Raw genomic sequence first — 22,735 nt, forward strand, 5'->3', positions numbered from 1 at the left:
GCTACTGAGAGCCGTAGGTGTCGCGGTAGTAATGGGCCAGCCGGTCGCGGTAGTCGGGCGCGTCAGCGTGTTCCGGTGCGTCCTTGATCTGGTCCTTGGTGCGGTCGACGTGCACCGTGCGGGACTGGTGGTCGACCCGGTCGACGACGCCGGCCGGCAGCAGGACGGAGCGGCCGAAGATCCAGGGGCCGGTGTCGACCACCAGGTCCGTGTCGGTGGCCTTCTCGACCTTGCCGATCTCGCCGTCGACCGCCGCTACCGCGTAGCCGGTCAGGTCGATCGAGAAGCCCGGACCGCCCTCGTCGGCGGCCTCGACCGTGCGGCTGCGGGCACGGTCGAGATCCGGGTCGTCGGGGTCGCGGTCCGGCGTGGTCTGGTCGTGGCCGCCCCCGAGGGCAGGAGTGCGCCACGACCACGCGTTGAAGACATCCACGCCTTCGCGTTACCCAGGAATCACCACGCCAGAACCCCGTTCTGGTCGCCCTCGAGGGTGATCAGGTGGCCCCAGAGCAGGCCCGACGGGCCGTCCGCGGGCAGCGTCGCGAGGTGCACGTTGACGGCGGCGGCCTGCTCGGGCGTACGGAAGCCGTGGTGGTCGTTGAAGTCCGTCGCGGTGTAGCCGGGGTTCGCCGCGTTGACCTTGATAGCGGTGTCGCGGAGCTCCTTGGCGTACATCGCGGTGATCATGTTGAGCGCCGCCTTCGACGCCGGGTACGGCACGGAGGTCAGCACGAACAGCGGGCTCGCCGGGTCGGTGAGCGAGGTGATCGAGCCGACCTCGCTGGACACGTTGACGATCCGGGCGGCCGGGGCGCGGCGCAACAGCGGCAGGAACGCGTTGGTGACCGTGACGACGCCGTACACGTTGGTCTCGAAGACCTCCCGCAGCGTGCCGATCGTCGTGCGGCTCGGCTCGCCGGCGGCGCCGTCGGCGCGCAGGATGCCCGCATTGTTGACCAGCACGTCGAGCCGGCCGAACTCCTCCTCGACGAGGTCGGCGGCGGCTCGCACGGTGGCGGCGTCGGTGACGTCCAGCAGCACGAACTTGGCGTCCAGCCCAGCGCCGGAGAGCTCCTTCGCCGCCGTCCGGCCGCGGTCGGCGTCCCGGGCGGCGACCAGCACCGTCATGCCCCGCTCGCCGAGCGCCCGCGCTGTCGCGTACCCGATGCCCTTGTTGGCGCCGGTGATCAAAGCGATCTGTGTCATGCGGTCGAGCCTGCCGGCGCCCGGGCGGTCGGCGGCAGGACCGGTGTTGCCTGGTACCGGCCGTACCACCCAGGTCGGCGCGGGTTGCGGCACCCTTGAGTCGTGACGGTCAACCGGCAGGAGCTCGCGGCCTTCCTGCGCAGCCGGCGCGCCCGGCTGCGGCCCGGCGACGTGGGCCTGCCGGCGGGTGGCGCCGGCCCCCGCCGCACGCCCGGCCTGCGCCGCCAGGAGGTGGCCGAGCTCGCCCGGATCTCGATCGACTACTACATCCGGCTCGAGCAGGGCCGCGGTCCGCAGCCGTCCCGGCAGGTGCTCGGCGCGCTGGCCCGGGCGTTGATGCTGACCGCCGACGAGCGCGAATACCTGTTCCGGATGGCCGGCGAACCGCCGCCGGTGGTGGTCGGGCCGAGCCGTGAGCTGCTGCCCGCGATCCGGCACCTGCTCGACACCATGCCGCTGACCCCGGCGTACGTGGTCGACGCGAAGTACGACCTGCTCGCCTGGAACGCCCTGGCGACCCGGTTCATCGGGGACCTGTCGGCGCACCCGCCGGCCGACCGCAACATGCTGCGCTGGATGTTCCGCCAGTCGGTCGACGACCCGCACTGGCGCGACGAGGACGCGCTCGCCTTCACGGCCGCCTCGGTCGCGGACGTACGCGCGGCGTACGCCCGATATCCCGGCGACCCCGGCATCGAGGCGCTGGTGACCGAGCTGCTCGGGCTCTCGCCGCAGTTCGCCCGGATGTGGCACAGCCACGACGTGGCAGTGCGCCGCGGCGTACGCAAGCGCGTCGTCCACCCCGACGTCGGCCCGCTCGAGTTCGAGTGCCAGGTGCTGCACATCAGCGACAGCGACCAGCGGATGATCGTCTACTGTGCTGAGCCCGGCTCCCCGACCGAAGCCGCCTTCCGCCGCCTGACCGAACTCCCCGCCCTGCGACCCTAGAGCGCCAGCAGCCGGCGCAACCCCTGGTCGACCTGGCTCATCAGCGCGGCCGACAGCCGGGCGTGCCGGTGACCGAACGCCGCCGGGTCGGCGTACCGGATGCGGGACAGGTCGATCGTGCCGCCACCGGCGATGTCCTTCGGCAGCGGCAGCAGGATCCCGGGCACGTCGCCGTCGGCGCGATCGTGCACCAGCACGATCACCGGATAGTCGGCGCTGAACGTGTTGGCGCTGACCACCAGCACGCGGACCCGGCGGCTGCCGATCGTGTAGTCGAAGACGTCGCCGCGCCTCACCATGTGGCGTCGAAGTCGGCCAGCGCGGCCGCGTCGTCACCCTCCAACGAGGCGTGCCAGGCCTTGGCGGCGGCGATGTTGCGCCGGTCGAGATATTCGCGGATGGCCTCCGCGACCAGCGCGGACCGGTTGCCGCCGCCGACGGCGGCATTGAGCGCCTGCGCGAGATCGTCGTCGAGCGTGATCGACATGGCCGCCGTCATGCCGGGGACACTATCAATGATCGTATTGGGGATGTTGTCACTGCCGGCGTGTCGATGCTCGGCGTGTCGGATCAGCCGCTGGTGGTCGCGCCCCAGTCCTCGGGCTTGGTGTCGCGGAGGTGTTGGCTGAACATCCAGCGATGCCCTTCCGGGTCCTCGACCCGGTAGCTGCGCACGCCGTAGGGCTGGTCCTCCGGCCGGCTGAGCAGCCGGGCGCCCGCGGTCTCGGCCCGGGCGGCGTGGGCGTCCACGTCGTCGACGTAGATCATCACGCCGTTGATCACCCAGGGCTGTTCGGTCCAGCGCATCGCGATGGTGCAGTGTTCGCGGTGGTGTTTCGGGCTCTCGTAGCCGATGCCGGCCGGCATGGCGATCGCGACGACCGCGTCGCCGAGGGCGAGCTCCGCGTGGCCGATCGAGCCGTCGTCGGCGGTCAGTCGCATGCGCTCGGTGAAGCCGAACGCGTCGCGCAGGAAGTTGATGGCGGCCACGCCGTCCTCGTACGCCAGCATCGGCACGATCGCGGCCGGATAGTCCGCGGGCCGGGTGTTGCGTTCGGGCCCGGCGTCGATGTCGTTGGTCATGTGACCGACCGTATCGACGCGCGCCGCGCTCCGCTTGGACAAATGGGAAGGCGGCGCAACCCGCGCTCCGTCCGCGCGTTAGCCGAGGCGTGGGTGTGGCCGGCACGCTGACCGCGCGCCTGGTCGAGGTGGTCCTCGCCGTGGGCGGGCTGCTGTTCACCGTCGTGGGCAGCGAGAGCGAGCCGGTCGTCGTGCTCTTCCTGCTCTTCTGGGGCCTGCTCGCGTTCGCCTACCTGCTGGTCGGCACGGTCTGGGTGCGCCGGGAGCGGTTCATCGACCCGCACCTGCCGCCACCGCCGATGACCGGTTGGAACGCCCGGCTGACCGGCCGCCGGTTCAGCTTCTTCTTCACCGCCGCCGCGAGCATCACGGGGCTCGGCGCGTCGCTGGACGTGCTCGCGGTCGACGAGAGCAGCGACTTCAGCGGTCTGGTGCAGGGGCTCGGCGCGTTCGTCACGTTCTGCGCGTGGCTGTTGCTGCAGGTCGGGTACGCCCGCTTCTACGCACAGTGGACCGGCTGGCGGTTCCCGAAGTGCCCGTACCCCCGGTTGATCGACTTCCTGTACTTCTCGGTCACGGTGGGCGTCTCGTTCGCGGCGTCCGACGTGGAGGTGCAGGGTCGGGTGGTCCGCTATCACGTGATGGTGCACAGCGTGATCAGCTTCTTCTACAACGCGATCGTGCTGGCCATCGCGGTCAACATCATCACTGGATAGTTGTCCTCCGATCAGGGGATTCCATTCGGGCTTATTGGGTGTGTTCCGGCATACCGGTCGGTTGACGAGTATGACTGTCCGGTGACGTCAGAACCCCCCAAGACGCCCAAGCCGAAGCCCACACCTGAACCCGAGCCCGTCCCGGCGCCAGGAAAGCCCTGCGCACGGGTGGTCGGCGGCTGCTACGAGCTGGTCGAACAGATCGGCGGCGGCGCCAGCGGCACCGTCTGGCGTGCCCGCAGCCAGGCCACCGGCGAAGCGGTCGCCGTCAAGCTGCTGCGCGACGAGCTGGTGCCGCAACCCAAGGCCGTGATGCGCTTCGTGCAGGAGCGCGCGATCCTCGCGGCCCTCGAACACGAGAACATCGTGCCGGTGCGTGAGCTGCTCACCATCGGCGACTCGCTCGGCCTGGTGATGGAGCTCGTCGAGGGTGGCAGCGCGCGGGCGCTGCTGCGGGAGCGTGGCACGCTGACCCCGGCTGAGGCCGCCACGGTGATGGCCGGCGTGGCCGACGGGCTGGCGCACGCGCACCACCTCGGTGTCGTGCACCGCGATCTCAAACCCGACAACATCCTGGTGGGTACGCCCGAGGCGCTGGACAGCGATCCCGGTGTGCGCCTGACCGACTTCGGCATCGCCCGGGTCGTCGACGCGCCGCCGCTGACCACCACCGGGGCGCTGCTGGGGACGCCGAACTACCTCGCGCCCGAGGTGATCAACGGTGCCAAGCCGTCGCCCTCCTCCGACGTCTACGCGTTCGGCATGGTGCTCTACGAGCTGCTGACCGGGCGGCCGCCCTACGCGGGCCACACCCCGCGCTCGGTGTTCCGCCGGCACGTGGAGACCCGGCCGCGGCGCAACCCTGGCATCCCCGACGTGCTCTGGCGCATTGTCTCGTCCTGTGTGGACCGCAACCCCGCGTGCCGGCCGTCGGCGGCCGGGCTGGGCGAGGCGCTGCGCCTCGCCGCCGTGCGGTTGGGCGCCGCGCCGGCGCTGCCCAAGCCGCCCCGGCTGCCGATGCAGTCGGCGCTGACCGGCCGCCCGTGGATACCGACCCAGCGTCGCCGGGTGCCGGCCTGGCACGCGATCACCACGGTCGTCTCGGTGTTCGTGCTGCTGACCGTCGCGTTGGTGGCGCTGGACTGGCCGGGCGGCGGCGACGGGCAGCGGGCCGACGCGAGCCGGCCGACCGCGTCGCCCGGACCGTCCCGCAGCGGTGGTGGCGGCGCCAAGCCGCAGCGGGCCGGCCGGCCCGCCTCGACCGAGATCGCCGAGTTGACCGCCAACCGGATGGCCAAGCCGGCCCCGGCCAAGGCCGCCCGCCCGTCGGAGGCCAAGGTGGCGCCGGTCCCGACGGCGTACGGTCCGGTCAAGTGCACCGGCTACCAGTGGAAGTTCCTGCAGCCGGCGTTCTCCAACACGTGCTTCGCGACCGGCCCGGGGATCCGCGTGTCCGGGGGGCTGAAGTCCAAAGAGGTGCTGGCCGACATCACGCTGACGCTGAAGGACACGGCCGGCAACCGGGTCGGGCAGCCGTACACCTGCCCGGGTCTGCGCTTCGGTCCGGAGATGTCCGAGCGGGTCTGCGGCGCTTTCGAGCTGACCCCGCCGCGTGGCCGGCGCTACGTGCTCGTGCAGAGCTGGCGGGTCTACGACGGCGACGGCACGGCGATCCACGGCGAGGCCAAGAGCGCGGAGTTCGCCTACTGACGAGGGGCAGCGAGCGGCGGTGGCTTTCGCTATCGTCGGCGCTCTTCCGTCGTCGTGAGGAGTTCTCGCCGTGCGCCGCATCCTGGTCGCTGCCGTTGCTGTTTCCGCCCTGGCCCTCGCCGCGTGCGGGTCCTCCGACGACGACGCCGGCGGCGCGGGTGCGGCCCCGGCCGGCGCCAGCCCGACCGCCGCCGCGGCAGCCGGCGGGTCCGACGACACGACCGTCTGCCGGGAAGCCGTGCAGATCAGCAAGGACGGCGCCGCCGGCTTCGGGGCGGGCGTGGAGAACCTTTTGAAGCTCGCCATCGAGGGCGACGAGGCCAAGGTGGACGCGGCGGAGAAGGAGTTCCGCGGCACGTTGGGCGCGTGGTCCGACAAGCTCGCCGAGCTGTCGGGCAAGCAGGTGTCGGCCGAGGTCAAGTCCGCCCTGACCGAGGGCGCGGCCACGGTCGAGAAGATCGCCGACCCCGCGGACAACACCCCGGTCAACGCGGCCAAGGAGGCCCTGACCGGCGTCGCCGACAAGGTGCGGGCCGCCTGCTCCTAACTTTTAGCGGCGGCTCGTGGTCAGGTCGCGTTGCGCCAGCCAGCGGGTGTATTCCGTGCGGTCCAGCGGGTTGCCGTCGGTGCGGGCGCGGTGGGGTGGGCGGCCCTCGACCGGGCGGTCCCCGGCCGGGGTCGAGGTCCAGAGGCCCTCGCCGTTGGTCAGGTCGGGCAGCCGGCGCTGCGCCTGCGTGACCGCGCGGGCGGGGATCGAGCCGGCGATCCGCCAGCTCTCGCCGGCCGGGGTGGTCTCGTCGACGCGGCCACCGAGGTGCGCCAGGGCGCCGGTGACCGGGCCGAGGGCCGTGGCCGGCACGTCGACCTCGAAGCGGTGGCACGGCTCGAAGACCCGGGTGCCGGCCGCGGCCAGGGCCTGCAGCAGCACGTGCGGCGTGAGGTCGCGGAAGTCGCCGGCCACCGTGATCGGCGACCAGTAGCCACTGTGCGTCAGCGTCACCCGCACGTCGGTCACCGGCCAGCCGCACAGACCCTGCTCCAGCGCCTGCACGACCGTTTCCTCGATCGCCTTGTGGTAGGCCAGCGGCAGGGAACCCAGTTCGACCGCGAGGTCGTACTCGATGCCGGTGCCCGGACCGACGCGCAGCCCGACGGTGCCGAAGAAGCCGTTCCCGATGATCTCGACGGCGGTGCCGACGCCGGTGGGGCGTTCCAGGTGGACGAGCTGGCTCGGCGCGAACTCGGCGGCGATGCCGAAGGTCTCCGCCAGCGTCGAGGCGATGACCTCCTTCTGCACCTCGCCGTAGAGCCGCACGCCGGTCTCCCCGGATGCGGTCACCCGGGTGTGGATCAGCGGGTCCTCGTCGGCCATCCGCAACAGCGCGGCGTGCAGGTCGCCGGCCGGTCCGCCGTCGCGCCGCCGGACCACCGCCTCGAGGCTAGGGCGCGGGAAGTGCGCGTCCACCGCCAGGCCGTCGGCCGCGCCGATCTGGTCGCCGATCCGCACACCGGGCAGGCCCTGCACCGCCGCGATGTAGCCGGCGGTCAGCGCGGGCGCCGCCGGATCGCCGACCACCGCGACGCTCGTCGGCTGCGCACGATAGGACTGGACCCGGCCGTCCGCGCCCCGGCGGAACACCTCGACGCGCTGGCGGGCCGCGAGCGCGCCGCCGTAGGAGCGGGCGTAGGCCACCTTGCCGCCGCCTGGGCCGCGGCTGATCGCGAAGACCCGGGCCCGCGTCGCCGGCTCGGCGTTCGGCGCCGCGGGCAGCAGGTCGCGGACCGCGCCGAGCAGCTCGGGCACGCCGGCGCCGGACATCGCCGACCCGAACAGCACCGGATGCGCCAGCCCGGCGGCGGTCTGCGCGCGCAGCGCGGCCCGCAGCTCCGGGGCGGCCACGGGACGGTCCTCGACGTACGCCGCCAGCAGTGCCTCGTCGTGCTCGGCCAGCACCGGCAGCCAATCACCGGCGCCGGCTTTCACCGCGGCGCCGGCGGTACCGATGCCCGTGACCGTCCCGAGCGGCGCGATCGACGGCGTCAGGAGGCGGCGGATGTCGGCCAGCAGGTCCGCCTCCCGCGCCCCGGCCCGGTCGATCTTGTTGACGAAGAGCAGCGTCGGCAGCCGCATCGCCCGGCACGTGCGCATCAGCAGCCGGGTGTGCGGCTGCACGCCTTCGACCGCGGAGAGCACCAGCACCGCGCCGTCGAGCACGGACAGGGCCCGTTCGACCTCGGCCATGAAGTCGCGGTGGCCGGGGGTGTCGATCAGGTTGACCTGGCGGTCGCCGGTGCGGAACGCCGTGACGGCGGACCGGATCGTGATGCCGCGCCGGCGCTCGATGTCGCCGGTGTCGGTCTGGGTGGTGCCCGAGTCGACGCTGCCGAGCCGGTCGATCACCCCGGTGTCGAACAGCAGGCGTTCGGTCAGGCTGGTCTTACCGGCGTCGACATGCGCCAGGATCCCGATGTTGACGGTTGACAGAGACATAGGCGGAGGCGTCCTCGAAAACTCGCACGGATGGGCGGAAGTTTTCGCTGCCTCGCATTGCCTCGCTCCTGTCGTCGGGTGCGCCTGACCCGCCCAGCCTCCCACGCCGGACGGGTCGGGCCCAGCGAATTAACCTTGGTCGGCCACCCACGCGCCGACGAGGCCGCGGAAGTGCGCCAGGAACCGCTCGTGCTCGTTCTCCGGGTACGTCGTCCGCACCGTCTCCACGAGCAGGTTGTCGAACTCCGGCGAGCGCACCCAGTCGTAGACCATCTCGTCGACGTGGCCGAGCCGGGAGGCGCAGAAATCGGCGTACCGCTCGGTCTCGAAGTATTCGTCGGCGAGCTTCCGGTAGGCGGCCAGCTTCTCCCTGTAGGACAGGTCGGTGCGGTCGGCGATCTCGAAGTAGCGCCGGGTGTTGAGGTCGACGTTGAACCGCCGGTCGGTCACCACGCAGAACGTGGTCCACCGCAGCAGCGCCTTCATCGCCCACGGGAAGTAGTAGTGCAGCGAGGTCAGGGCCACGTCGGGGCAGGCGTTGGCGTAGTCGATCGGGTAGACCTCGGTGCCGCGGACCAGCGACTCGCACGAGTTGAACTCCCAGCCGAAGAACGCGTTGACGAGGCGCGAGATGGTGACCACCTCGTCGCCGGTCTCGGCCGACAGGAACCCGTGCTCGACGGCGTACCGGTCGTGCATCGGCAGCTCGGGCCGGAACTTCATCACCATCGTCTCGGGCCCGATCGACAGCGACCGGCTGAACACGTCGTAGCCCTCCACGGACTGCTGCAGGTGCATCAGCCGCTCGCCCGACGCGTCGTAGGCGGCGTGCAGCTCGGCGCTGTCGCGGATCTTCGAGACCCCGACCCAGGCGCCACCGTCGTACGGCTTCATGAACAGCGGATAGCCCAGCTCGTCGGCGATCGCGTCGAGGTCGAACGTCTGGTTGTAGCGGGCGGCCGTGTAGGCCCAACGCGAGTTCTCGACCGGGTGCTTGTAGGGCACGAGCACCGTCTCGGGCACCTTGAGCCCGAGCCGCATCATCGCGCAGTACGCCGCGTGCTTCTCCATCGACTGGAAGGTGAACGGGCTGTTGAGCAGGTAGACGTCGTCCATCATGGACACTTTCTTGAGCCACTCGCGCGGGTGGTAGTACCAGTACGCGAGCCGGTCGATGACCAGCGAGTGGCGCGGCTTGTCACGCAGATTGAACGGCTCGATGGTGACCCGGGCGGTCTTCAGCCGGTGCTTGCGCCCCGCGCCGTCGACGACCGGACCGAGCCGGTCGACCAGCGCCTCGTAGGCCCGCGGCCAGTCGTCCTCCGTGCCCAGCAGCATCCCGATGATGTGTTCCACGTCGGCCACGTGCGAACCTCCCCAGTCAGCAGAAACGCGGCAGGTGATGCGCCCATTGCGCCCGCCACGACGGCCAGTCGTGCGGCACGTCGTAGCCCCACAGGTCCAGCTCGTGCCGGATCCCTTTTGCGGCAAGCAGTCCGGCCACGTGCCGCGTCGAGTCGAGAGCACCGGTGGTGTCCTCCCACTGCCCCTGGCCGCAGACCAGGAGCACGGACAACCGGGTGCGCAACCAGTCGAGGTGGTCGCCGTGCAGGTGTCCCAGGTAGTCGGCGGGGCTGTTGAAGTAGGCGGCGTCGCCGCGCTCGCCCCAGCCGTGCCAGGCCGACGGGTCGTAGTTGCCCGAGAAGCACATCGCGAGCGGGAACAGGTCGGCCCGCTTGCACGCGAAGTTGAGCGCGTGGAAGGCGCCCATCGAGCAGCCGGCCACCGCGATGTCGGCGCCGTCGCCGCCCTGGTCGTCGTGGATGAAGGGGACGACCTGGTCGACGATCCACGACTCGAACGCGCCGTGCCGCCGGGCCCGTTCCTCCAGCGGCAGGTCGCGGGAGGCCCAGGAGGCCGCGTCGTAGGAGTCGACGCAGAACAGCTTGACCCGCCCGGCGTCGATGAGGTCGGCGACCGCGCCCACCATGCCGTTGCCCGCGAAGTCACTCGCGCGGCCCTGCTCGGACGGGAACACCAGCACCGGCCGGCCGTAGTGGCCGTAGCGCACCACGGAACCCGCCGTGCCGATGGCCGGGGAGAACAGCTCGACCCAGTGTTCCCGCACGCTCAGCCTCCCGACTGCCCACGCCGCCACGGCCCCGGGCCCCACGAGCCGAGGCTCCAGGACCGCTCTCCCCACGACCGGGCCAGCAACCGGGTCAGGTGCGGGTCGAACGCGTCCCGCCAGGCGGTGAAGTGGTGCCCGTCGGGCACCTCGACGAGCTCGGCCGGATAACCCTGCCGCGCCAACGCCTCCGCCATCTCCCTGTTGTTGGCCAGGTTCTCCTCGACGGTGCCACAGGTGAGCAGAGTCGGCACGGGATGCGCGGCGAACGCGGACGCGACGACCGGCTCGGTGAAGCGGGTGATCCGGTTGAAGTAGGGGAAGCCGGACTCCTGCGGGTCGAGCCGCGGCCGGAAGAAGCTGGCCGACTGCAGGAACAGCCCGCCGAACGCGGCCGGCGCCCGGCGTTGCGCGTGCAGCATCGCGAGCCCGCCGAGACTCGCGCCCATCCCGGTGACTTTCCCGGTGAAGCCGAGCTCCGCGCGCAGCCGTTCGAGCACCGGGCCGGTGAGGGCCGCCATGTAGGCGTTGTTGGCGGAGTACCAGTCGTCGCGGTTGCCGGGGCCGAGCAGCACCAGGTGGAACGGCGGCAGCGAGCCGGAGCCGACCATCGCCGCCGCGTAGTGACCGAGGTCGGCCAGCTTCTCGAACTCGGGACCGTCGTGGGCGATCAGCACGCGGTCGCCGGCGCCCGGTGGCGACCAGGTCTGCGCGGTGACCTTGGCGCCCAGCGTCTGCGCGGGGACGGTCAGCTCGCGCCACGTGCCACGGGCCGCCGGCAGGTCGAGCCAGAGCGGCTCCGTGTAATCGGCGCGGTGCAGCACCGACTTGTCACCGAACGCGCCGCCGACCCGGGCCGGGTTGTCGGGGTCGTTGACCCACTCCCGCCCGCCGTCGAGGTGCCGGAGCTCGAACTGGTATTCCAGGCGCCACGCCGCCGGGGCCGGCACGTCCAGGATCCAGGCGCGGTCGCGGTAGGTGAAATTCAGCTGGTCGCCGGGCAGACCGGCATGCTGCGCGAGGCGTACGCCGGCCAGCCGCTGCTGCGGATCGGCGTAGCGGAACGTCAGCCGGCCGTCGACCCATCCCATCGGAGAACTTTAACGGCGGTCATGGTCGCACCGCGAGGAACACGAACGCGGCCAGCAGAGAAAGGTGCACGCCGCCCTGCAGCGGATTCGCCCGCCCCGGCACGACGGTCAGGATGCTGACCAGCACGGTCAGGGCCAGCAGCACGAGCTGGGTCGCCGGCAGGCCGAGCGTGAGCGGACCGTCCAGCCAGATCGACGCGACGGCGATCGCGGGGATGGTCAGGCCGATGCTGGCCATCGCCGACCCGTACGAGAGGTTGAGGGCGGTCTGCACGCGGTCGCGCAGGGCCGCCCGGACCGCGGCGAGCGTCTCCGGCAGCAGCACGAGCAGCGCGATCACCACGCCGACCACGGTGGGCGGGAAGCCGACCGCCGCGACGCCGCGCTCGATCGTCGGCGACACCGACTTGGCGTTGCCGACGACGGCGATCAGGGCCACCACGAGCAGGCTGAGGCTGATCAGCGCGGCCCGGGTGCTCGGCGGGTCGGCGTGCTCCTCGGCGTCGACGACGTCGCCGCTGGTGGTGATCGGCAGGAAGTAGTCGCGGTGCCGGACGGTCTGCACCGCGACGAACAGGCCGTAGAGGCCGAGCGAGGCGACGGCGGCGAAGGTGAGCTGGGCGGGGGAGAACTCCGGGCCGGGCTCGCTGGTGGTGAACGTCGGGAACACCAGGCTGAGCGTGGCCAGGGTCGCGACGGTGGCGAGCGCGCCGCCGGTGCCCTCGGGGTTGAACACGGCGACCCGGCGGCGCAGGGCCCCGACCAGCAGGCAGAGGCCGACGATCCCGTTACAGGTGATCATCACGGCTGAGAACACGGTGTCGCGGGCGAGGGTGGCGGTCTTCTCGGGCGTACCGCTGATCATCAGGGTGACGATCAGCGCGACCTCGATGAAGGTGACGGCGACGGCGAGCACGAGGGAGCCGAACGGCTCACCGACGCGAGCGGCGATGACCTCGGCGTGGTGCACGGCAGCGAGGACGGCGCCGGCCAGGCAGACGGCGACCACCCCGACCATCCAACCGGCGAGGTCGCGGTTCCAACTGAGGAAAAGCACGACCAGCGCGATGACGGGTACGCTGACCGTCCAGTTTGTCAGGTATGTGCGTCTGGTAACTCCTGCTGCCATGCGTTCAAAGGTGCCAGACGTTTCACGTTGCCTTCGGCGTCGGCGCCTTCGGCCTCGTCAGCATCGACCCGATGAACCGGAAGGCGTCGGGGATCTCGCTCCGCCAGTAGCTCATGTTGTGGCCGCCCTCGTCGTAGCCGCCGGCGATCGGGGGCAGGGGTAGCGCCAGCTGGAACGCGCGGACGTTTTCCAGGAGCCGGTCGTCGAGCCCGCACCAGAGGCCGAGGGGGTGGTTGCGCAGCCGGCCGACGCCTTCGAAGACGTCGTCACCGGGCGCGATGGCCGGGGAAAAGGCGGCGGTCGCGCGGACGAACCCACGGAAGGTCTGCGCCAGCCGCAACGCCCCGGCGCCACCCATCGACCAGCCCCACACCGCGAGCCGGCTGATGTCGAAACCGCGTTCGGCACACCAGTTCGGGATCTCCTCGTACGCCATCCGCTGTGGATCGTCGCCCTCGTGCGGCCGCCAGCCGCGCCGCCCGCCGTCGGCCCCCGCCAGCACGAACGGCGGCGCGCCTTTCTCGACGACCCGGGTCAGCGCGCGCCCGAACCCGAGGTCGGCGAAGTCCTCGGGCCGCCGCGAGGCCCCGTGCAGCACGATGCAGACGGGCAGCCCCTTGCCGTCGCCGTGCCCGGCCGGGACGGCGGTGTAGAAGTCGACGGCCTTGCCGCGGGATCTGGACTGCCTGCGCTCGAGCCGCTCATCCCCGGCGGCGGCCTCGGCCTGGGCGGTGCCGGCGCTGGAAAGCCCACTCACCGCCGCCACCCCGATCCCGGCAGCGGAGGCCACAACACCTTTGAACAACGTCCGACGTCTCACATCACTGATCAACGCCTCGCCATGAGGTGCCGTTATGCACCGATTTGGACGGTCTCGCGGGAAGGCCGAGTGCACTGAAACGGCGTCGACATCACCGGCCGAGTCGGGCCAGCTAGGAATGCCGGTCGCGAAGGAGAGATGCGCCAAAAGATCGTCGGTCGTATCTGAACGGGACGGAAACTGCGACGTGCTGGCCAACCGATCGGGCGTAGGTGCCTGTGTTCGTCCGTTGGTCTCGACTCGCATAATGCGGCGATGGAGCGCAAGGTCAGGATGTTGGAAGTGTTTCGCTACGCCCAGGGCGCCAATCGCATCGATGTGCTCATCGACGGCTACCCGAATCATCACTTCGTCACCGCCAGCCCCGGGGTCTCGCAAGCCAAGATCATGCTCGAGCGGGGCATCAACCCCTCGGCCAGGATCACCGGCCCCGACGGTATACGTCGTCCGGTCATCGCCATCCGGTCGAGCCCATGGAAGGCAGGACACGCGACCAATCCCTGGCATGACGAGTTCGACCTCGACCACGGGCACGTGCGCTACTTCGGCGACCACAAGCCAGGCATAGTCGGCATGCCTGGCGTCACGGCCGGCAACGGAGCGCTGCTGCAAGCCTGGGAGCAACATGGCGCGCCAAGCGAAGCGGAGCGCCGACTAGCCCCGCCGCTCCTGCTCTACCGGTCAATCACGGTGTAGCGGGGCGGCCAGTCCGTGCCCAAGGGACACGTCGAATTCTGCGGTGTCGCTGTCATCGAGCGACTCGAGTACGTCATCCAGCGTGACGCTGCAAGTGGATCAAGCTTTCCGAATCTCGTACTCGATCTCGCGGTTCTGGACCTGGCCGATCGGGGGGACGGTATGGATTTCCGCTGGATCGACGATTACCGCAACCCCATCCTGACGTCCGTCGAAAGGTTGCGGCATGCTCCGGAATCCTGGAGGCGCTGGGTCGTCGAGGGGCGTGGCGCGATACCGCAGATCAGACGTCGAGTTGTCAGCTCACGAGTGAGGTCGACAAGTGACCAGCTGCCACTGCCCGGGTCCAAGGAGGAGGCCATCCTCGAGAAGCTCTATCACCACTTTGACGGCCGCAAGCATGCCTTCGAGCTGCTTGCCGCGCGGCTGGCGTCGCGGATTCTCGGGGGCTCGGGGGCGGTGTACCGCGACGGCTGGCTTACCCGGTCCGGTGGGGACGGCGGAGTTGATTTTGTAGGTCGCCTTGACGTCGGGACGACTGGCAGCAACACTCCCTTGGTCGTGCTTGGGCAAGCGAAATGTGTGTCTTCCAAGACTTCGATCGGCGCTGATCAGGTTGCTCGCGTGGTGGCGCGGCTGCGTCGCGGGTGGATCGGCGTCTACGTGACGACCGGCGTCTTCTCCAGGCAGGCCCAGATCGAGATCATCGATGATCAGTATCCGTTGGTGCTTGTCAACGGCCGCGAGCTGGTGGAACAGGTGGTTCAGCTCGCGGCGACCGACCACGGCACCGACATCGACGCATTGCTCAGCCGCATCACCGACGAGTATGAAGGTGCGGTGACCCACCGCCGGCCTGAGGAGATCCTGTTCGCCTAGGGCGGGATGTCCCTAAACTCGACCCTTCACCTGACCCTCATCGGGAGCTTTGAGGGTTCAGCCCGCGTCTATGCGGACCATAGTCTGCCGTCCATGTTGGGCATCCCTCGTGCCGGGCGGCGTCGCTCGGCGGCTGCGCTGGTCGCTGCGGCGACCCTGTCCGCCTTCACCTTGACCAGCGCGCACGCGCAGGCCGCACCACCCGTGGCGGCCGCGGCGGCGGGCGCGCCGACGCAGACCTATCTCGTGCAGACCACCGACGCGCCGGCCGCCACCTACAACGGTGGTGTGGCGGGCCTGGCGCCCACCCGCGCCGCGGCCGGTGGCAAGCTCGACGCCACCGACAAGAGCGTGAAGGCGTACCGCCAGCATCTGGCGCAGGCCAAGAACCGCGTGCTCGACCGGGCCGGGGTGAGTGCCAGCAAGGTCAAGTTCGACTACACGCTGGTGTTCGCCGGGTTCTCCGCCGAGCTGACCGCGGCCGAGGCCGAGCGGCTCAAGCGGACGCCGGGGGTGGCCCACGTCTGGAAGAACGAGATCGTGCACGCCGAGACGTTCACGACGCCCGAGTTCGTCGGGCTCGACGGGCGTGACGGGGCCTGGCGCAAGCAGTTCGGGAGTCCCGAGCGGGCCGGCGAGGGCATGATCATCGGCGTCATCGACTCCGGCTTCTGGCCCGAGAACCCGAGCTTCGGGCCGCTGCCGACGCCGCGCCGCGACCAGGCGACGATCGACGCCAAGTGGAACGGCAGCTGTGACCCGGGCATCGAGCGGCCGGTGTCCTGCAACAACAAGGTCATCGGCGCCCGGTGGTACGCGTCCAACAACATCTCCAAGGCCAACCCGGGTGAGTTCGACTCGCCGCGGGACTACTACGGCCACGGCTCGCACACCGCCAGCACCGCCGGCGGCAACCACAACGTGACCGCGACCATCAACGGCGCCGTCGCCGGTGTCATCTCCGGCATGGCCCCGGCCGCCCGGCTCTCGATCTACAAGGTGTTGTACGCGAACGCGGCCGGCACCCAGTCCGTCGGCAACAGCGTCGACATCGTCAAGGCGATCGACCAGGCCGTGGCCGACGGCGTCGACGTGATCAACTACTCGATCGGCGACAACAACGACAGCTTCGGCGCCGTCGAGCTCAGCTTCCTCAACGCCGCCAACGCCGGTGTGTTCGTCGCGGCGTCGGCCGGCAACAGCGGGCCCGGCGCGTCCACTGTCGACAACGGCATGCCGTGGACGACGACCGTCGCGGCCGGCACCCACGACCGCTCGGCCACCAAGACCCTGACGCTGGGCAACGGCGAGGTCTTCGACGGCGTCGGCACCGGTCCCACCGCGGTGACCGCCCCGGTCGTCGACGCCCGCGCCAGCGGCCTGCCCGGCACCGCCGAACTCGCGGCGGCGCAGTGCATCAGCACCCCGCCCACGCTCGACCCGGCCAAGGTGACCGGCAAGATCGTGCTCTGCGAGCGCGGCAACAACAACCGCGTCGACAAGAGCCTCGCCGTCAAGAACGCCGGCGGCGTCGGCATGATCCTGTTCAACCCGACGCAAAACACGCTCAACGCGGACTACCACGCGGTGCCGTCGATCCACGTCGACCAGAACGCGGGCGCGGCCGTCAAGGCGTACCTCGCCGCCGGTGGCACCCCCACCGCCACCATCTCCGCGGCCAGCAACGCGAAGGTCCGCGCCCCCGTGGTCGCCACCTTCTCCAGTCGTGGCCCCGGCACCTCCAGCGGCGGTGACCTGCTCAAGCCCGACATCATGGCGCCGGGCGTCGACGTGGTCGCCGCGACCGGACCCGACAGCCACAACGGCAACCTGTGGGACACCAACAGCGGCACCTCGATGGCCAGCCCGCACATCGCCGGCATCGGCGCGCTGATCAAGGCCAAGCACCCGAACTGGTCGCCGATGATGGTCAAGTCGGCGCTGATGACCACGGCCGGCGTGCGCGACAACGAGGGCCAGCCGATCCAGGACGAGGCCGACAGCAGCGACGCCAACCCGCTGGAGATGGGCGCGGGCCAGGTCGCCGCCAAGAAGGCGTTCGACCCCGGCCTGGTGTACGACTCGGGGCTGACCCAGTGGCTGCAGTACTCGTGCGGCATCGGCGTGCACCTCACCTCGGGCGGCCAGGACGTCTGCCCGAGCGTCGGCACCGTCGACCCGAGCGACTTCAACAGCCCGTCGCTGGCCGTGGGCGACCTGGCCGGCAAGCAGACCCTGACCCGCACGGTGACCAACGTCAGCAAGCTGCCGGCCCTCTACCTGCCGACCGTGCAGGCGCCGGCGGGCTTCAAGGTGGACGTCTCGCCGAAGATCATCGCGCTGCTGCCGGGCAAGAAGCAGACGTTCAAGGTGACGATCACGCGTACGACCGCCGCCTTCGGTGAATGGTCCTTCGGCTCGCTGCGCTGGCGCGACCTGCTCGGCCACGACGTGCGCAGCGCCATCGCGGTCCGGCCGGTGCCGGTCGCGGCGCCGCTGGAGGAGAGTGGGACCGGCGTCTCCGGCCAGGTCACGCTGCCGGTGACGGCGGGCTACTCCGGCACGCTCGAGGCGGCCGGCCACGGCCTGGTCGCCGCGAAGGTCGACCAGTGGAACCTGACGCCGAACCCGGCGACGGCGTTCAACGTCAACGCGCCGGCGACGGCGAGCGACACCGTCTCGGTGACGGTCGACGTGCCGGCCGGCACCAAGGTCGCCCGGTTCGCGACGTTCGACGCGGACTACCCAGCCGGGACCGACATCGACGTGTTCGTCTACCAGCAGGGTGCCAACGGCGCCCTGACGCTGGCCGGGCAGAGCGCGAGCGGCACGTCGGAGGAGTCGGTGACGGTCACCGAGCCCGGCACGTACGTCGTCTTCGTCGACCTCTTCGCCGCACCCAGCGCCGTCGACGTCAAGCTCGACAGCTGGGTCGTCCCGTCCGGCAACGCCGGCAACCTGACCGTCACCCCGCCCAGCCAGCCGGTCACGGTCGGCGGCGCGGCCACGGTCACGGCGTCGTGGAGCGGCCTGTCCGCGGGGCAGCGCTACCTCGGCGTCGTCGAGTACACCGACGGCACCACCATCTTGGGGACCACCAATCTCCTAGTAGTGGCGTAGCCCAGGGTGCGAAAGGACGCCCCGGTTCTCCGGGGCGTCCTTTCGCTTATACGGTTCTTCGATGGCGCTGGACATCTCGATCGCTCGCGACGCCGACGACGCGTTCGTCAACCGCGTTGCCGAGTTGGTCAATCAGGTTTACGCCGATGCCGAGAAAGGGATCTGGCAGCCCGGTGCGCTGCGCACCAGCGTCGCCGAGATGGAGTCGGTGGTGCGGGCCGGCGAGCTGGCCGTCGCCCGGCTCGACGGCGAGCTGGTCGGCGCGGTGCGGCTGCAGCGGCTCGACAGCGGCGAGGGCGAGTTCGGGATGCTGGTCGCCGACCCGGCGCACCGGGGTCTCGGGATCGGGCGGGCCCTGGTCGCCTTCGCCGAGGACTGGGCCCGCGACCGCGGCCTGCCCACCATGCAGCTCGAGCTGCTCGTGCCGCGCGGCTGGACCCACCCGGTCAAGGAGTTCCTGCGCGACTGGTACACCCGGCTCGGCTACCGCGCGGTCCGCAGCGACCCGTTCGAGGAGGCGCACCCGGCGCTCCAGCCGCTCCTCGCCACCGGCTGCGACTTCGTCGTCTACCACAAACCGCTGCGTTGACCACTGCCGGCGAGGTGGGCGGCTACCGCTGGCGAAGGCGGCGGCTAGCCGGTGCGGAGGCGGCGGACCAGGGGGAGGGTGGCCGCCACGATGCGTTCGCGGTCATAGCAGACGCCCGCTTCGAAGCCGCCGTCGGACTCGCGGGCGAAGACCCCGCTCGCGTAGTGGCTGCCGATGAAGAGCACCGAGCGTTCGTGCGCCAGCGGGTCGTCCGCCGCCAGTGGTACGCCGCGGACCCGGCCCGCCGGGGCCACCGGCACGTCGCGGCCGAGCACGTAGACCTCGACGCCGCGGGTGGTGATGTAGCCGTACCGCAGCCGGGCCTCGTCGTCGAGGTTGCGGGCGTCCGCCAGGTTGACGACGAGGATGGCCGAGTCGTCGGTGTGCAGCGCCTGGTTCTCGATGTGGCCCGTCATCGCCGTGAGCAGCGCCTCGGTTATCGGGTTGGTCGGGTCCGTCTGGGAGAGCATCTCGAACGGCGTCGCCTCGGGCACCATCCGCGGCGTGACCCGGACCAGCTCGACGGACGTGGTCGGCACCGACGTGGGCAGCGGTCCCGGCACACCGAAGTGGTAGCCCTGGGCCAGCGTCGCGCCGAGGGAGCGGGCGATCTGGAGGTGGTGCTCGTCCTCGATGCCCTCGGCGAGGATCTGCGCGCCGCTGCGGGCGGCCTCGTGCAGGACGGCATTGACCACATGGGACACCGCCCACGTCGGGGAGTGGGCCTGCACCACCGTACGATCGATCTTGATGATGTCGGGGTTGACCAACGGCATCGCAGCCAGGCTCGACGGTTCGATGCCGACGTCGTCGAGCGCCACCCGGGCCGACAGCCTGCGGGCCTGGATCACGGCGTCCATCAGCGCCGGCGGGTCCTGGGTCACCGCCCGCTCCGTGATCTCGATGACCACCTGACGCCGTTGCATGAGGTCCGCCAGCACGTCCAGCAGGCGCTGCCGGAACGGACCGCGCAGGGTGAACGGATCCATGTTGATGAACAGCGCGGCGTCGCCGAGGTTCGCCTCCAGGAAACGCTCGGCCGCCACGCCCGCGCACAACCAGTCGAGGTCCGGTGAGCGGCCCAACCGGGCCGCGGCGGCGAACAGGGCCGGCGCCGACTCGAACTGGCCGCGCGGACCCCGCGCCAACGCCTCGAAGCCGACCACACTCCCGTCGGCGATCGAGACGACGGGCTGGAAAACCGGATAGATGGAGCGGTCCCGGAGGATCGCCTCGAACACGTCGTCCGGTGACGGCTGCGCACCCATGGCGACCAGGCCCCCTTGCGCGCCGGTGAAGACCTTCGCACTGGCGACGCTACCCAAGGGCCAGCCGCGGGTCCGGCGAATGGCTATGCCGGTGGTGAGCCGCCGAGCGCCCGGGTGAGCTGAGCCCGGTTGCGCACGCCGTGCCGCCGGTAGAGGCGGGTCAGCTTGGCCTCGATGGCCTTCACGGACAGGTGAGTGGCCCGGGCGATCTCCCGGTTGGTCGCCCCGCCGAGCACGAGCTCGACGATCCGTCGCTCGGTATCGGAGAGCCCCGGACCCTGGCCGCCGTCGAGGCGGGCCAGCTCGGCCTCGGCCTGTGCCAGCCACGGCGCCGCGCCGATGGCCGCGTACCCGGCGACCGCCTCGACCAGCGCGGACCGCGACGCGCCGCGGCGGTGCGCGCGGCGCTCCAGCGTCGCGAGGGTGTGCCAGGCCCGGGCGACCTCCAGGGGGTACGGGTGCTCGCCCGCCTCGGCCAGCGCCTCCGCCAGCCCGATCGCCGCCTCCCGGGGCTCACCGCTCGCCGCCCGCACCAGCGCGCCGGCCCGGGACAGTCCGAGTTGGACGACATCGCGGTTGAACGAGGTGGCGACGGCGCGGGTCTCGGCCAGCACCTCGCCCGCCTCGGCCAGCTCGCCGACGGCGGCCAGGGCCTCGACGAAGTCGGCGTGCCAGAGGAAGATCGCCGGGTCGTTGCGGCCGTGCCGGCGTTCGAGCTCCTGCGCCTTGCGGAATTCGGTCACCGCGGCCTCGGGGGCGCCCTGGAAGAGCAGCACCTGACCGTGCGCGGCGTGGCAGAGCCGGAGCCAGTCCTCGTCGCCGGCCGCCGAGCACGCCTCGATCGCCTGCCCCAGCAGGCTGGCCGCCACCGCGGGCGAGCCGGCCAGCATCTCGCCGAGCGCGCCGACCACCAGGCCGTGCCCCGGGGTCGCCTCCATGTCGAGGATCAGCCGCATGCCCTCGCGGCCGGCCCGCAGCGCGTCGGGGCCGCGGCCGGCGCGGAAGTAGATCGACGCCGACGCCAGCAGCACGCTGGACAGGTCGCGCAGGGTGCCCGAGCGCAGCACCGCGTCGCGCTGGGCCTCGATCACGCGGGTCGCCTCGCCCACGTCACCGGCGTACGCCCGGCCGCGCGCGTAGGTCGCCGCGGCGTGCACGCTCTCGGTGCTCGGCGGCAGGTCGGCGGCGAGCGACGCGGCGTGGCTGAGCAGCCGGACACTCTCGGGGTCGTGCGCGCCGCGGATCAGCGACCGGGTGGCCAGCAGGGACACCAGCTGGTCGGTCGCGCCGGCCTCGCGGGCCTCCTCCTCGCCCCGCTTGAGCTCCGCGTCGGCGAACTCGATGTCGCCGTCGTAGTAGGCCTTCAGCGCCCGGTAGTGCCGCACCCGGCAGAGCAGCGCCGGGTCGTGGCCGGCGTCGGCGAACGCCGCGTCGAGCACGGGACCGACCGCGGACTGGTCCTGGCCGGCGAGGTCGACGATCAGCAGCCGCCCGCCGACGCGTACCGCCGGGTCGTCGGAGGCCGCCAGCGCGGCGGAGGCGAGCCGATGCGCGTCGGCGGTCAGGCCCGCGGCGTGCGCGTGCTCGGCGGCCGCGTAGCGGCGTGCGGCGCCGACCCCCCGCAGTTTCGCCGGCGTGCGCTCGGCGGCGCGCTCGGCCAGGTCGGCGGCGACGGCTGGGGCGCCGCGCATCCGGGCGGTGGTGGCCGCCTCCATCAGCTGGTCGGCCAGGTCCTCGTCGGCGTGCGGCCGGGCCAGGGCCAGGTGGCGGGCCCGCTCGACCGAGTCGTCGGTGTGCGCGGCGATGTGCTCGTGCGCGGCGGCGCGGGCGGCCGGGGTGGCGTCGGCGTAGACCAGCTCCCGCAGCAGCGGATGGGCGAACCGCACGGTCTCGTCGGGGCCGGCGGTGGCCAGGCCGGCGTCCATCGCCGCTTCGAGACCCGCTTTGGCGTCGCCGTCGCGGCCGATCAGCGCGACCGTGGGGCGGGCGGCCGCCGCGGCCCGCAGCAGCACCGGGCCGCTGTGCGCGGGCAGGCTGGCCAGCCGCTGGGCGAGCAGCGGGCGGAGCCGCTCGGGCACGGGGAGGGGCTGGTCGACGCCGATCGTGCCGCCGCGGGCGACCAGGGTGCGGCCCAGCTCGACGGCGAGCAGCGGGTTGCCCTGGCTGGCCTCGTGCACGCGGGCGATCGTCGACAGCGACAGCACCGGGCCGAACTGCTCGCGGAGCAGGTCGGCGGTGTCGTATTCAGTCAGCGGGGCCAGCAGCAGCTCGGTGACCGGCGCCGGGCACAGGTCGGTGTGCCGCGGGGCGGCCGACTCGACGCGCTCGGCGCCGAGCACCCGGACCCGGGCGCCGCCCAGCCGGCGCGCCACGAACCGCAGCACGCCGGCGCTGTGCGGGTCGACCCACTGGAGGTCGTCGACGAGCAGCAGCACGGTGCGGTTGGCGGCCAGCCGGCGGAGCACCTCGAGCGTGGCGAGGCGCACGGCCAGCTGGTCCTGTGCGGTGACCGGGGTGGCGCCGCGGAGCAGCGCGCCGTCGAACGCGGCACGCAGGTGGCGCGGGAGGCCCTCGCCGCTGACCCCGTCGAACAGGTCGACCAGCGTCAGGTAGGGCAGGCCGGACTCGACCTCGGCCGCGTTGGCCCGCAGCACCAGCGAGTCGCCGGCCCGCGCCGGGTAGGCCGCGAGCACGGTGGACTTGCCGATGCCGGCCGGACCGTAGACGACCACGCTCTCGCCCGTGGTGAGCCGGGCGTGCAGCTGGTCGAGCACGTCGGACCGGCCCACCGGTGCCGGGTCGCGGTTGACTGCCACGCAAGCGAGTCTGCCTTGCGTTTTGCGCGCTGTCGGTCGGCGGTC

The 22,735-nt window shown here is 71.6% G+C and carries 20 protein-coding genes and 1 pseudogene; 8 read left to right on the forward strand and 13 right to left on the reverse strand.

Annotation, left to right across the window (positions count from 1 at the left end):
* Nucleotide 1: 1 nt before the first annotated feature.
* Together O7635_RS12680 and O7635_RS12685 are read right to left on the reverse strand one after the other, a co-directional pair.
* On the reverse strand, nt 2-433 hold the full coding sequence (locus O7635_RS12680; protein ID WP_278080608.1) for a PRC-barrel domain containing protein: 432 nt from the start codon (nt 431-433) through the stop codon (nt 2-4).
* 20 nt (nt 434-453) lie between these two features.
* Entirely contained in the window at nt 454-1,206 is a 753-nt protein-coding gene (locus O7635_RS12685; protein WP_278080609.1) for an SDR family oxidoreductase, read from the reverse strand.
* 102 nt (nt 1,207-1,308) lie between these two features.
* On the opposite strand from O7635_RS12685, the gene O7635_RS12690 reads away from it, so the two are divergent.
* Complete coding sequence (locus O7635_RS12690; protein ID WP_278080610.1) at nt 1,309-2,154, forward strand: helix-turn-helix transcriptional regulator; 846 nt, start codon at nt 1,309-1,311, stop codon at nt 2,152-2,154.
* Here the strand turns inward: O7635_RS12690 and O7635_RS12695 are convergent.
* The 3 genes from O7635_RS12695 to O7635_RS12705 all read right to left on the reverse strand — a co-directional run bounded on the left by O7635_RS12695 (nt 2,151) and on the right by O7635_RS12705 (nt 3,237).
* The gene (locus tag O7635_RS12695) at nt 2,151-2,453 is read right to left on the reverse strand and encodes a type II toxin-antitoxin system PemK/MazF family toxin (RefSeq protein ID WP_278080611.1); all 303 of its coding nucleotides are present in this window, start codon (nt 2,451-2,453) and stop codon (nt 2,151-2,153) included. The genes O7635_RS12690 and O7635_RS12695 overlap by 4 nt on opposite strands.
* Entirely contained in the window at nt 2,447-2,653 is a 207-nt protein-coding gene (locus O7635_RS12700; RefSeq protein WP_278080612.1) for a ribbon-helix-helix domain-containing protein, read from the reverse strand. Before O7635_RS12700 ends, O7635_RS12695 begins: the two co-directional genes overlap by 7 nt.
* Before the next feature lie 71 nt (nt 2,654-2,724).
* Complete coding sequence (locus tag O7635_RS12705) at nt 2,725-3,237, reverse strand: VOC family protein (RefSeq protein ID WP_278080613.1); 513 nt, start codon at nt 3,235-3,237, stop codon at nt 2,725-2,727.
* Nucleotides 3,238-3,332: 95 nt separating this feature from the next.
* Here O7635_RS12705 and O7635_RS12710 point away from each other — a divergent pair, with 95 nt between their 5' ends.
* The 3 genes from O7635_RS12710 (at nt 3,333) to O7635_RS12720 (ending at nt 6,210) form a co-directional block, all read left to right on the forward strand.
* Nucleotides 3,333-3,953 (forward strand): DUF1345 domain-containing protein, encoded by a 621-nt coding sequence (locus tag O7635_RS12710; protein ID WP_278080614.1) that lies wholly within the window; start codon nt 3,333-3,335, stop codon nt 3,951-3,953.
* An 81-nt stretch (nt 3,954-4,034) separates the two neighbouring features.
* A complete protein-coding gene (locus tag O7635_RS12715) occupies nt 4,035-5,663 on the forward strand; it encodes a serine/threonine-protein kinase (protein WP_278080615.1) in 1,629 nt (542 codons plus the stop codon).
* A 70-nt stretch (nt 5,664-5,733) separates the two neighbouring features.
* Nucleotides 5,734-6,210 (forward strand): hypothetical protein, encoded by a 477-nt coding sequence (locus O7635_RS12720; RefSeq protein WP_278080616.1) that lies wholly within the window; start codon nt 5,734-5,736, stop codon nt 6,208-6,210.
* 3 nt (nt 6,211-6,213) lie between these two features.
* On the opposite strand, the gene O7635_RS12725 is transcribed toward O7635_RS12720, so the two are convergent.
* The 6 genes from O7635_RS12725 to O7635_RS12750 all read right to left on the reverse strand — a co-directional run bounded on the left by O7635_RS12725 (nt 6,214) and on the right by O7635_RS12750 (nt 13,259).
* A complete protein-coding gene (locus tag O7635_RS12725; protein ID WP_278080617.1) occupies nt 6,214-8,154 on the reverse strand; it encodes a TetM/TetW/TetO/TetS family tetracycline resistance ribosomal protection protein in 1,941 nt (646 codons plus the stop codon).
* 129 nt (nt 8,155-8,283) lie between these two features.
* Nucleotides 8,284-9,519, reverse strand: coding sequence for a hypothetical protein (locus O7635_RS12730; RefSeq protein WP_278080618.1), 1,236 nt, complete (start codon nt 9,517-9,519; stop codon nt 8,284-8,286).
* Nucleotides 9,520-9,535: 16 nt separating this feature from the next.
* The gene (locus O7635_RS12735) at nt 9,536-10,282 is read right to left on the reverse strand and encodes an alpha/beta hydrolase-fold protein (protein ID WP_278080619.1); all 747 of its coding nucleotides are present in this window, start codon (nt 10,280-10,282) and stop codon (nt 9,536-9,538) included.
* A gap of 2 nt (nt 10,283-10,284) precedes the next feature.
* A complete protein-coding gene (locus O7635_RS12740) occupies nt 10,285-11,373 on the reverse strand; it encodes an alpha/beta hydrolase-fold protein (RefSeq protein WP_278080620.1) in 1,089 nt (362 codons plus the stop codon).
* A 19-nt stretch (nt 11,374-11,392) separates the two neighbouring features.
* A complete protein-coding gene (locus tag O7635_RS12745; protein ID WP_278080621.1) occupies nt 11,393-12,502 on the reverse strand; it encodes a calcium:proton antiporter in 1,110 nt (369 codons plus the stop codon).
* Nucleotides 12,503-12,524: 22 nt separating this feature from the next.
* Nucleotides 12,525-13,259, reverse strand: coding sequence for an alpha/beta hydrolase-fold protein (locus tag O7635_RS12750; protein WP_278080622.1), 735 nt, complete (start codon nt 13,257-13,259; stop codon nt 12,525-12,527).
* A gap of 450 nt (nt 13,260-13,709) precedes the next feature.
* Between O7635_RS12750 and O7635_RS12755 the strand changes: the two are divergent.
* The 4 genes and pseudogenes from O7635_RS12755 to O7635_RS12770 all read left to right on the forward strand — a co-directional run.
* Nucleotides 13,710-14,270, forward strand: a pseudogene (locus O7635_RS12755) (restriction endonuclease); the annotation flags it as partial.
* A gap of 207 nt (nt 14,271-14,477) precedes the next feature.
* Entirely contained in the window at nt 14,478-14,897 is a 420-nt protein-coding gene (locus tag O7635_RS12760) for a restriction endonuclease (protein ID WP_278085462.1), read from the forward strand.
* A 93-nt stretch (nt 14,898-14,990) separates the two neighbouring features.
* Nucleotides 14,991-18,017 carry a S8 family peptidase gene (locus O7635_RS12765; protein ID WP_278080623.1) on the forward strand — a complete coding sequence of 1,009 codons (3,027 nt, stop codon included), beginning with the start codon at nt 14,991-14,993 and terminating at the stop codon, nt 18,015-18,017.
* 61 nt (nt 18,018-18,078) lie between these two features.
* Nucleotides 18,079-18,606, forward strand: coding sequence for a GNAT family N-acetyltransferase (locus tag O7635_RS12770; RefSeq protein WP_278080624.1), 528 nt, complete (start codon nt 18,079-18,081; stop codon nt 18,604-18,606).
* Between the two features lie 44 nt (nt 18,607-18,650).
* On the opposite strand, the gene O7635_RS12775 is transcribed toward O7635_RS12770, so the two are convergent.
* Nucleotides 18,651-19,874: an EAL domain-containing protein gene (locus O7635_RS12775; protein WP_278080625.1), complete on the reverse strand. Its 1,224-nt coding sequence runs from the start codon at nt 19,872-19,874 to the stop codon at nt 18,651-18,653.
* Nucleotides 19,875-19,957: 83 nt separating this feature from the next.
* Nucleotides 19,958-22,690, reverse strand: coding sequence for a LuxR family transcriptional regulator (locus tag O7635_RS12780; RefSeq protein ID WP_278080626.1), 2,733 nt, complete (start codon nt 22,688-22,690; stop codon nt 19,958-19,960).
* Nucleotides 22,691-22,735 lie beyond the last annotated feature (45 nt).

It is taken from the genome of Asanoa sp. WMMD1127, from assembly GCF_029626225.1.
GTDB lineage: Bacteria > Actinomycetota > Actinomycetes > Mycobacteriales > Micromonosporaceae > Asanoa.

What these genes read in the sequence shown, in the direction of transcription:
- O7635_RS12685 (WP_278080609.1), bottom strand. Translation starts at nt 1,206, where the DNA reads ATGACACAGATCGCTTTGATCACCGGCGCCAACAAGGGCATCGGGTAC.
- O7635_RS12695 (WP_278080611.1), bottom strand. Translation starts at nt 2,453, where the DNA reads ATGGTGAGGCGCGGCGACGTCTTCGACTACACGATCGGCAGCCGCCGG.
- O7635_RS12700 (WP_278080612.1), bottom strand. Translation starts at nt 2,653, where the DNA reads ATGACGGCGGCCATGTCGATCACGCTCGACGACGATCTCGCGCAGGCG.
- O7635_RS12705 (WP_278080613.1), bottom strand. Translation starts at nt 3,237, where the DNA reads ATGACCAACGACATCGACGCCGGGCCCGAACGCAACACCCGGCCCGCG.
- O7635_RS12725 (WP_278080617.1), bottom strand. Translation starts at nt 8,154, where the DNA reads ATGTCTCTGTCAACCGTCAACATCGGGATCCTGGCGCATGTCGACGCC.
- O7635_RS12740 (WP_278080620.1), bottom strand. Translation starts at nt 11,373, where the DNA reads ATGGGATGGGTCGACGGCCGGCTGACGTTCCGCTACGCCGATCCGCAG.
- O7635_RS12745 (WP_278080621.1), bottom strand. Translation starts at nt 12,502, where the DNA reads ATGGCAGCAGGAGTTACCAGACGCACATACCTGACAAACTGGACGGTC.
- O7635_RS12765 (WP_278080623.1), top strand. Translation starts at nt 14,991, where the DNA reads ATGTTGGGCATCCCTCGTGCCGGGCGGCGTCGCTCGGCGGCTGCGCTG.
- O7635_RS12770 (WP_278080624.1), top strand. Translation starts at nt 18,079, where the DNA reads ATGGCGCTGGACATCTCGATCGCTCGCGACGCCGACGACGCGTTCGTC.
- O7635_RS12775 (WP_278080625.1), bottom strand. Translation starts at nt 19,874, where the DNA reads ATGGGTGCGCAGCCGTCACCGGACGACGTGTTCGAGGCGATCCTCCGG.